Here is a 6,000-nt window from a genome sequence, read left to right as displayed (position 1 = left end):
CTTATTTTGCTTGCACTGCCGGAGGTGCAACAATAGAGACGTTAAAAGCTTACGTGAACAGTCAATCCACACTGAATTGAGCATTTTAACTCCCTACGGGAGTTCGCCTTATATCCCCGCCCGCATTGGGCGAGGGTTTACGGCGATATTGCTTATATCCCCGCCCGCATTGGGCGAGGGTTTACGGCGATATTGCTAACCTCCTATCTGCATAAGCACTTGCTTATCAAGCCGAGTTATCTTAATACGCGGCTTCTTTGGTTGAAATGAATACGCAATGATCCCCACCAGCAAGTTAACCATAAAGATGGTACAGCTACTGTGCCGAAAATGCTCAATTTAGGATATGTTTTTTAGTTGGTCAAAAACGGTTTCAATAATAAATCGTTTCCGGATTATCAGGCAGTCCTAAAGTTTCATTATTTTGGGTTTCACATTCTTTTTGGCACCCGTTATTAGTGTCACTCCTTTATCTGCAAGTTCCCGCTCCAATAGACCAGCGATATAACCTTTATCTCCGTATAACCACCCCATCGTTCCTTTTCCTCACTTCACGGTACCTTTAAAAACCTGATATCTAAAAATGCGTAGGTTGTAACAAACCCGTAGCGTGGAAGAATCAACGAAGGCAATCCCTGTCAGCCTTGCCTGACGGTGACTGAGGTAAGAGTAAAGCGGAACCAGAACCAGACCACCTTGCATGAGCTTGAGCATTCTCGGGGAGCTGACTAATTCAGGAAATTTATTGGTGAGGTAACGGTAAATAAAGTGGATGTAATAGGTTTTAAAGTTTTGATACCCTGATTGACGGAAAGCTATCACTATCCTCATCACTGCGCTAACAGAGAGGTGAAAAGGCTTTCTCAATTCAGTTTTGACGTTGATGAGTATCACGCTGAAATCCTCTACATACACCTGAATTAATAAATGTTCGAAGACCGTAAAAATTAAGTACCACTTACCACGTCGAGGAGCTGTCACCTACGTTATTATTTATACCACATACCTAAAAGTATACGACCAAGGTCAATGAAAAACGCGTAAACACGGTAAGGAGAAACAGCCTATTTAGCGCAAACTTCATCTTGCCGTTTATGTGTCTATTTAGGAGGTTATTACTACAGAAGTTAACTTAGGTTCTGTGGATGACAATGAGATTTTATCTATATTACTTAACCAATTACGACGAAAGATCCAACAAGTCAATACTGATGGAGCCTATGACACAAGAGCATGTCAACCACGTACTGAAGAACAAAGGAATAACGCTCGATATTCCACCTTGAAGCAACGCGGGGTACTGGGAGGAAGGGCATCCTAGAAATTAAGCTGTAAAGGCTTTGAAATAGGATCAACTGGCGGAGTGAAGAAGGACAGGGGTTATCATAAACACTCATTAGCAGAGACAGCAATATTTCGCTATAAACAGTGGCTCAGCCATAAACTTACTCTGCATAATAACAATGCTCAAGTTAGTGAAGCGCTGGCAAATGTGAAAGCGATGAACAAAGTTATAAGACTCGGTATACCTGTTTGCCAATAGACAAATTAAAACTATAAAGGATATTTTTATCAATGCGTTATAGGCCTGATTTAATCAACAATGTCCATGTAGGGAGGAAAATCTGGTAGAAGTCATCAATATCGACGAAAACAGCGTCTAAGTTAGACATGCCCAAATCCTTATGTAGTCAATATTTTTTCAAACGATCAGATCGCAACTTAGGCATTTAGTTTATTTCTTATGCGCAGCTTAAGTTAAATAACATCACTGTCTCTGATCAGTTAAACCCTGCAGGGGACAGTTTCTCCGTTGCGATTATGTATCATTTCGTCGATGTGGATAATAGCGAACTGTTTTATATGGCAATGGAGTGCCTAGTTCGCTTGGGCCAAAAAGATACTGACTCAGTCCTGTGCCTCAAATAGTACTCAAATTGGAAAGTAGATGCCATACTGGTCTCGGAGTAAGCGTTGTATATTGCTTGCTGATACTCAAGGGATACTAGCCTGCTAGTACGGCGATGTGGCTGAGCCAAGTGATCTAATTCAACCTAACAGTGCATCCTTAGAAAAGTCAGTCGACACCTCGTGGTTACAATGTCAGAAATTCCAGTGAAACAGATGCTGTTCGATGATATCCATTGCAACCTCCGGCAGCTATAAAACTTGGTAGCGATATCCAAGTAGCCTAGTGGAGTGCCAGCCTGATTCCATTTGCGAGCCTAGAGCTCTTTTCTCTCTCCCCTCATCACCGGAGGTTTTGATGATGGGGATCATGCCTAATTTCTTAAATTATCAGCTAATTGATCTTCATATTCACGTAACTCGCACCAAAGCTCTTATATCAAGGCATTGGCTTCACCAATATTGCTCAATTTTAGTTGTAAATATGAACCTGGTGAACGGTTACTATCCAACACCAAATGTTGCTTGTTTCCTATCTATCAGTGACTTCGAACTGTATTTACAAACACCTCAAGGCTTAAGTCTGCAGAAGTGTCTGGGTTCAATAAGTTACTTTCCGTCTAAAAAATAAATTTCCTGATGCATACGGATCCTGTTAGGACACATGATATCTGCAGTAGTAAACAACTGCATTACAGGTCATACTGACGAACTACTCAGGAACTATTCTATATTAACTTGAGCTAAGCTCAAGAAATGAAATATTGACTGAACAAGGACTTGAGCATGAATAACTTAGACGCTATTTTCGTCGATGTCGACTACTTCTACCTGATCTTCCTCCCTGCATGGGAAAAACACCTAATTCCTTCCGGTATCAAATAAAGAAACAAGCCTTCTCGCCTCTCCGTTAGCGCAGTGATGACATAGCGATAGCTTTCCATCAATCGGGGTATCGAGACTTTAAAACTTATTACATCCACTTTATTTGCCGCTACCTCACCAACGAATTTCCTAACTTAACCTCAGGTCTGCATAAGCGCTTGCTTATGCAGACCTGAGGTTAAGTTATTATGTACGAACTCGATCTTTTTGCAATACCCATAGCCAAGTAGACCTTCTGACAATCACAGTTGTTTTTTATATCACATTTTAATAACTAAACAGATAAAAGCTCTAGTGTCCACACACTCTCGTGTGCAATTATGGGCGGAAACATTCCGCATAACTCTTTCCTAAAGACATTAGGAAATCATGATAGCTGTTTATTTGGATATTTAAATCCTTTGCCATTGGGTCGATCTCTATGAGCTTGACACCCGTACCGTTCGACACACTTTCAATAAAAGAGGGATTAAACTGAGGTTCAGTAAAAATGCATTGTGCTTCTTTGTTTTGTAACGACTTTCGGATGGAAAGCAATGTTTTCATACCAGGTTTTATTTCTGTATTCACCGTAAAATACCCTACGGGTTTCAAGTCAAAAGCATCCTCAAAATAGCTATACGCATCATGAAAGAGGAAATATCCTTTTGAAGGATTTGCAGAAAGTGCTGATGATATGTCTTTTTCACTCCGTGAGACATCAACAATAAACTGCTGATAATTTCTCTGATAATCGTCCTCATTAGAGGGATCAATGCGAGACATCGATTCAGCAATAGCTTGTGCAATCACTTTACTTTGTTTGGGACCCAGCCAGATATGTCCATCCACGCTGGCATGATGGTGACTACCATGATCATCACTTTCGTGTTTATGAAAGTGTTTCAATGGCATGTCTTTATAACCGGTCAATTGCAACGCATTTGCCTGAGACTTAAGTATTTTATCTAGGAACAGCTCTAACTCTGGCCCTACCCAGACCACAAGATCAGCGGTTTTAATTTTCACGATATCAGACGGCTTCAACGCATAACCATGCGGTGATGTATTTTCAGGCAGTAGGATGGTAATATTCGCATTCTTTCCCACGATATCATGAGCAATTAGTGCCAATGGCTTTATCGTAGTGATAATATTCACTGGTGACGAATTAGCATAGGAAGACAGTATCAGTAGTGACATAGATAGAAGTAAAACACTAGTTGATATCATGGAATAAACCTTAAATTGATAATTTATCAGATACACAAAATATTATAATATAACATCCTAAATTCACATATCAAGTCGATACTTATGTCCTGTCCCCTCGTTATGCTAAACAATGTTTCCGTGATTTTTAATGATAAAATCGTATTGGATAAAGTCACTCTATCCCTACATAGAAAAAAAATAACCACACTAATTGGACCAAATGGTGCAGGTAAATCGACATTAGTAAAAACCGTGATTGGTTTAAATACACCGACTAAAGGCTCAGTTGAACGTCAGCGCGGTTTAAAAATCGGCTATGTTCCTCAGAAACTTCAACTCAATGATGCATTACCTCTAAGGGTTGAACGTTTTTTAAGGTTTACCCCTAATATTACCTCTTTATCTATTCAAGACGCACTTACCTTGGTGGGTGCCCAAAAGCTGCTACACGCAAATATGCATACACTATCTGGTGGAGAAACTCAGCGTGTTCTACTTGCCAGCGCGGTACTGAAAAATCCAAACTTATTAGTATTAGACGAACCTGTTCAAGGTGTTGATGTCAGAGGTCAATTCGCTCTGTATAGCCTTATTGCAAAACTAAAAGATATATTAAACTGTGGAGTTTTAATGGTTTCACATGACCTACACCTTGTTATGGCAAAAACAGATGAAGTAATTTGTTTACAGCATCATATTTGCTGCTCAGGCACGCCTGATTCTATCTCCTCACACCCTGAATATGTGGTCCTTTTTGGACATCAAGAAAGTGAGCAGCTAGCGCTATATCACCACCATCACAATCACGACCACGATTTATCAGGTAAACCAGTCGGTTCTTGTACAAATAGCTATAACAAAAATGATTGAATTCATAACAATTCCTATTTTAACTGGCGTATTAATTGCGGCCACGGTAGGTCCTCTTGGTGCGTTTGTTGTTTGGCGAAAAATGGCTTACTTCGGCGATACTCTCGCACATTCATCACTGCTAGGTCTGTCGCTGGGTTTTATCTTTCAAATTAATCTAAATATTACACTTATTGTCAGTTGCCTTCTTATTTCAATTTTACTCGTTGGACTTCAACGAAAAAGCAGTGTTTCAATAGATACATTGCTCGGTATCATCGCACATACCTCTCTATCACTTGGCCTAATATCAATCAGCTTGGTGGATGATCTACGTGTAGATTTGATGGCATATCTCTTTGGTGATCTTTTATCAGTATCCTCTACAGATTTATTTTGGATAGCAGGGTACTGTGGACTTGTCACTATTACTCTAATAAAACTTTGGAGGCCTCTTCTTGCAATTACTGTCAATGAAGATCTTGCACGCGTTGATGGCTACGATGTTCATCGACTACGTCTTATCTTAATGCTTATGGTTGGGTTAGTGATCGCTATTGCAATGAAGTTTATCGGTGCATTGATCATTACATCATTAATGATCATCCCTGCAGCAACCGCCCGCCGTTTTTCGTCCAGTCCTGAGCAAATGGCTTTGCTTGCTAGCGTTATCGGCATCATTTCCGTTATTGCTGGAATCGCACTTTCTTGGTTTAAAGATACTCCTGCAGGACCCTCAATTGTTGTTATTGCAGGCCTATTATTTTTGATGAGTCAATTTCGTTCACAAGTTGAATGAAGAGCTGCAATTATGTGCTTTACTCTAATCACCATAAAAAAGGAATAAAAATCCACATACTGACCGTTAAGATTTCACAATCAATCGTATAAAGAATTTAGGGCTGTTGGTCTTTACCATACAAAACTTGTTCAACAATACAACGACATCCGGATTAATATATTTGAAACCGTAGAACCACCCCATCGTTCCTTTTCCTCGCTTTGAGGAACCTTTATAAACCTGATGTCTGAGAATGCGTAGGTTGTAACAAACCTATAGCTTGGACAAATCAACGAACACGATGCCAGTCAGTTTGGCTTGGAGGTGAGTAAGATAAAGACAATACTTCCTAATTTAGCCGATCATACGCAGATACTTAAGTT

At 40.0% G+C, this 6,000-nt stretch carries 7 protein-coding genes and 3 pseudogenes; 6 read left to right on the top strand and 4 right to left on the bottom strand.

Annotated features, from left to right (window positions below; translation table 11 throughout):
• Nucleotides 1-80: pseudogene (locus BTN49_RS12985) on the top strand (IS200/IS605 family transposase); the annotation flags it as partial.
• 328 nt (nucleotides 81-408) lie between these two features.
• On the opposite strand, the gene BTN49_RS15480 reads toward BTN49_RS12985, so the two are convergent.
• Together BTN49_RS15480 and BTN49_RS15475 are read right to left on the bottom strand one after the other, a co-directional pair.
• The gene (locus tag BTN49_RS15480; RefSeq protein WP_199399417.1) at nucleotides 409-534 is read right to left on the bottom strand and encodes a transposase; all 126 of its coding nucleotides are present in this window, start codon (nucleotides 532-534) and stop codon (nucleotides 409-411) included.
• Between the two features lie 12 nt (nucleotides 535-546).
• Nucleotides 547-831 carry a hypothetical protein gene (locus tag BTN49_RS15475; protein ID WP_199399416.1) on the bottom strand — a complete coding sequence of 95 codons (285 nt, stop codon included), beginning with the start codon at nucleotides 829-831 and terminating at the stop codon, nucleotides 547-549.
• A 310-nt stretch (nucleotides 832-1,141) separates the two neighbouring features.
• Here BTN49_RS15475 and BTN49_RS12980 point away from each other — a divergent pair, with 310 nt between their 5' ends.
• The 3 genes and pseudogenes from BTN49_RS12980 to BTN49_RS22135 form a co-directional block, all read left to right on the top strand.
• The gene (locus BTN49_RS12980) at nucleotides 1,142-1,321 is read left to right on the top strand and encodes a hypothetical protein (RefSeq protein ID WP_146679209.1); all 180 of its coding nucleotides are present in this window, start codon (nucleotides 1,142-1,144) and stop codon (nucleotides 1,319-1,321) included.
• Nucleotides 1,322-1,363: 42 nt separating this feature from the next.
• Nucleotides 1,364-1,543 carry a hypothetical protein gene (locus BTN49_RS06225; protein WP_097356468.1) on the top strand — a complete coding sequence of 60 codons (180 nt, stop codon included), beginning with the start codon at nucleotides 1,364-1,366 and terminating at the stop codon, nucleotides 1,541-1,543.
• Nucleotides 1,544-2,694: 1,151 nt separating this feature from the next.
• Nucleotides 2,695-2,966, top strand: a pseudogene (locus BTN49_RS22135) (IS982 family transposase); the annotation flags it as partial.
• Between the two features lie 145 nt (nucleotides 2,967-3,111).
• Here BTN49_RS22135 and BTN49_RS06220 read toward each other — a convergent pair.
• A complete protein-coding gene (locus BTN49_RS06220; RefSeq protein WP_223824878.1) occupies nucleotides 3,112-3,975 on the bottom strand; it encodes a zinc ABC transporter substrate-binding protein in 864 nt (287 codons plus the stop codon).
• 114 nt (nucleotides 3,976-4,089) lie between these two features.
• Between BTN49_RS06220 and znuC the strand changes: the two genes are divergently transcribed.
• Both znuC and znuB read left to right on the top strand, forming a co-directional pair.
• Nucleotides 4,090-4,857 carry a zinc ABC transporter ATP-binding protein ZnuC gene (gene znuC, locus BTN49_RS06215; RefSeq protein ID WP_097356466.1) on the top strand — a complete coding sequence of 256 codons (768 nt, stop codon included), beginning with the start codon at nucleotides 4,090-4,092 and terminating at the stop codon, nucleotides 4,855-4,857.
• Nucleotides 4,850-5,635 (top strand): zinc ABC transporter permease subunit ZnuB, encoded by a 786-nt coding sequence (znuB, locus tag BTN49_RS06210; RefSeq protein ID WP_097356465.1) that lies wholly within the window; start codon nucleotides 4,850-4,852, stop codon nucleotides 5,633-5,635. The genes znuC and znuB overlap by 8 nt, the downstream gene beginning before the upstream one ends.
• 162 nt (nucleotides 5,636-5,797) lie before the next feature.
• Here znuB and BTN49_RS20645 read toward each other — a convergent pair.
• Nucleotides 5,798-5,890, bottom strand: a pseudogene (locus BTN49_RS20645) (transposase); the annotation flags it as partial.
• Nucleotides 5,891-6,000 lie beyond the last annotated feature (110 nt).

Source organism: Candidatus Enterovibrio escicola (assembly GCF_002464935.1).
In the GTDB taxonomy this organism is placed as follows: Bacteria; Pseudomonadota; Gammaproteobacteria; order Enterobacterales; family Vibrionaceae; genus Enterovibrio; species Enterovibrio escicola.
This window is presented reverse-complemented; position numbering and strand designations above follow the sequence as displayed.